The sequence below is a fragment of the Cellulomonas sp. P5_C6 genome, assembly GCF_054049635.1.
The window spans coordinates 1-3,081 of sequence record NZ_JBFULZ010000299.1 but is presented as its reverse complement, the minus strand read 5'-3'; the positions used below and the strand labels follow the sequence as shown (position 1 = coordinate 3,081).

Here is a 3,081-nt window from a genome sequence, read left to right as displayed (position 1 = left end):
CGTCGGTGTCGTCCTTCGACGAGACCTCGAGCGAGTCCTCCCGCACCTCGTCATCCGCCGTGCCGGCGTCCGACTCCAGCTCGACCGAGTCGGCCGGCGCATCGCCGTCGACCTCGGCCGCAGCCGAGTCCTGGGGCGCGTGGTGCTCGTCGTCCTCGTCGTCGAGCTCCGCCGCGGCGGAGTCCACAGGCGCGTCGTCATCCGACTCGTCCTCGTCGTCCAGCTCTGCCGCCGCGGAGTCCACGGGCGCGTCGTCGTCCGACTCGTCCTCGTCGTACTCGCCGTCCTCGTCGAACTCGCTGAGGTCGAACGCGACGACGTCGTCCTCCACCTCGACGTTTCCGGCGGCCTCGTCGAGCTGGTCCTGCGTGTACGGCGCCAGCTCGGCCGCTGCCTCGTCGGCACGGCCCGCCGCCTCGAGCGCGGTTGCCCGCGCCTGCGCCACGCGCACCGCGACGAGCCCCGTGGCCGCCCGGACGTCCGCCGTCGCGAGAGCCGCGACCGCAGCCTCGGCCTGGCCGAGGTCGAGCCGGGCGCCGCTGACGACGATCGCGAGCTCGATCTTGGCCTCGGCGTCGAGGGTCTCCGCCTCGGGCTCCTGAGCCAGCGCGAGCGCTCGCTCGGGCCGGCCGAGGCCACGCTCGCAGTCCGCCATGATCGCGAGGTGCTCCGACGAGCCGTTCAGCCGGCGCACCGTGCGGAGCTCGCGCAACGCCTCGGCGTACCGCTCGGTGCGGTAGGCGGCCAGGCCGGCGGCCTCGCGGACGACGTCGACACGACCCGCACGACGAACTGCCGCCTGAGCGTGCTCGTACGCCAGCTCGGGCTGCGTGTCGAGGAGCATGCCCACCATGACGAGGTGGCGCCCGACGCCCTCGGCGTTGTCCTTGCTCAGCGTGCGCAGGCGACCGCGGACCGCGCGGTCGAGATCGCTGAAGACGACCTCGTCCGGGATCTCGGGGGCCACGACGCGCTCCTCCTGCGGCGGACGCGTGAGGCGACGGTCGTCGCTCTCCCGCCGGTCCGGCCCGGACGAGCTCCGGGCACCTTCGTAGCCCGAGCGACCGGCAGGGGGCCGACGATCACCCGTGGCCGGGCGGTCCGACCGGCTGCCGCCCGCAGGGGGACGCCCGGAACCGGAACGCTCGGGACGCTCGGCCGACGCGGGGCGCGCACCACGGTCGCCGTACGCCGGCCGCTGGCCACCGGAGGAAGGCCGGTCGCTCGCGGACCTGTCGCCGTACGGACGGCGCTCGTCGCCGGGACGATCGCCGGTCGGACGCCCGCCACCGGAACGGTCGCCGTACGGTCGGGCACCCGTGGGACGCCCGCCACCGGACCGGTCCCCGGAGGCGGGACGGTCACCGTAGCCGGGACGGTTGCCGGTCTGTCGGTCACCGGACGGACGGCTGCCGTACGACGTGCGCTCACCGGAAGGCCGGTCGCCGTAGCTCGGGCGGTCGCCACCACGGCTGCGGTCGCCACCGCCGGAGCGGTCGCCGTAGGAGGGTCGGTCGCCGCCGGGACGGTTGCCGTACGAGGGCCGGTCGCCGCCGGGACGGTCACCGTAGGAGGGGCGGTCGCCACCACCGCTGCGGTCGCCGCCACCGGGACGGTCACCGTACGAAGGGCGGTCGCCACCGGGTCGGTTCCCGTAGGACGGACGGTCACCGCCGGGACGGTTCCCGTAGGACGAACGGTCACCACCTCGGCTGCGGTCGCCGCCAGCAGGACGGTCGCCGTACGAGGGGCGGTCGCTTCCACGGCTGCGGTCGCCACCGGCGGGGCGGTCGCCGTAGGACGGACGGTCGCCATTCGGCCGGCTGCCGTACGAGGGACGGTCACCACCGGGACGGTTCCCGTAGGACCGGTCGCCACCGGGACGATCGCCGTACGAGGGACGGTCGCCACCTCGGTTGCGATCACCCGAGCCGGAACGGTCGCCGTAAGACGGACGGTCACCACTGGGACGGCTCCCGTACGAGGGACGGTCACCACCGGGACGGTTCCCGTAAGAAGGACGGTCACCACCGGGACGGTTCCCGTAAGAAGGACGGTCACCACCGGGACGGTCGCCGTAAGAAGGACGGTCGCCACCACGGCTCCGGTCGCCACCACCGGGACGATCGCCGTACGAGGGACGGTCACCACTCGGACGGTTCCCGTACGAGGGACGGTCACCACCGGGACGGTTCCCGTAAGAAGGACGGTCACCAGTGGGCCGGCTCCCGTACGAAGACCGGTCGCCGCCGGAACGGTCGCCGTACGAAGGACGGTCGCCAGCACGGCCCCGGTCGCCGCCACCGGGACGGTCACCGTACGAGGGACGGTCGCCGCTCGGCCGGTTGCCGTACGAACGGTCACCCGACGCCGGCCGTCCGCCGCGCGAGTCACCGGTGCGCCCACCGGACTGCTGGCCATAACCGCGGTCGTTGCTCGCCCCGTAGGCCGGTCGAGCGCCACGCGAGTCACGAGAACCGTCGGAGCGCGGCCGGTCTCCCGGTCGGGAACCGCCGTCGCGACCGGACGAGCCGCCGGAGCCGCCCCGACCCTGCGAGTCACGCGGGCCGCGCGCTGAGCTGCCAGAGCCCTCGGGTCGACCGCGGTTCGCTCCACCCGACCGACCACGGTCGTCAGGTGTGCCCCCGGCACGATTCTCGCTGTTCATCTGTGTTCTCCTCGTCGCGATCGACCGCCCCATCGTCTCATCCCCTGCTCCGGACGCCGAACGGCGGCCGTGGGGCCGCGCCGATTAGGCGGAGCGGGGACGACACTGCGGTGAAACCTGCTGATCAATACGCCCGACGCTGCGCGCAAATGTTCTTCTGTGGAAACAGAAGAAGCCACCCCCGTAGGGGTGGCTTCTCCTGAATGATGTCCGGCGGCGTCCTACTCTCCCACACCCTGGCGAGTGCAGTACCATCGGCGCTGAAGGGCTTAGCTTCCGGGTTCGGAATGGGACCGGGCGTTTCCCCTTCGCTATGACCGCCGTAACGTTGTCGAGTTGTCAAACGGGTTCCCGTTCGTCTCTCGGGAACCGCACAGTGGACGCGTAGCAATCATTGAATGAGGTGGTGAAGT

Annotated in this window: 1 protein-coding gene and 1 rRNA gene; both read right to left on the bottom strand. The window is 72.5% G+C overall.

Translation table 11 applies throughout. From position 1 onward, the window contains the following. Nucleotides 1-967, bottom strand: a 967-nt coding sequence (locus ACXJKG_RS20385; RefSeq protein WP_456847544.1) for a hypothetical protein, incomplete at its 3' end; no start/stop codon positions are given. A 1,909-nt stretch (nt 968-2,876) separates the two neighbouring features. Beyond that, a 5S ribosomal RNA gene (rrf, locus tag ACXJKG_RS20380) occupies nt 2,877-2,993 on the bottom strand. Between the last annotated feature and the right edge of the window lie 88 nt (nt 2,994-3,081).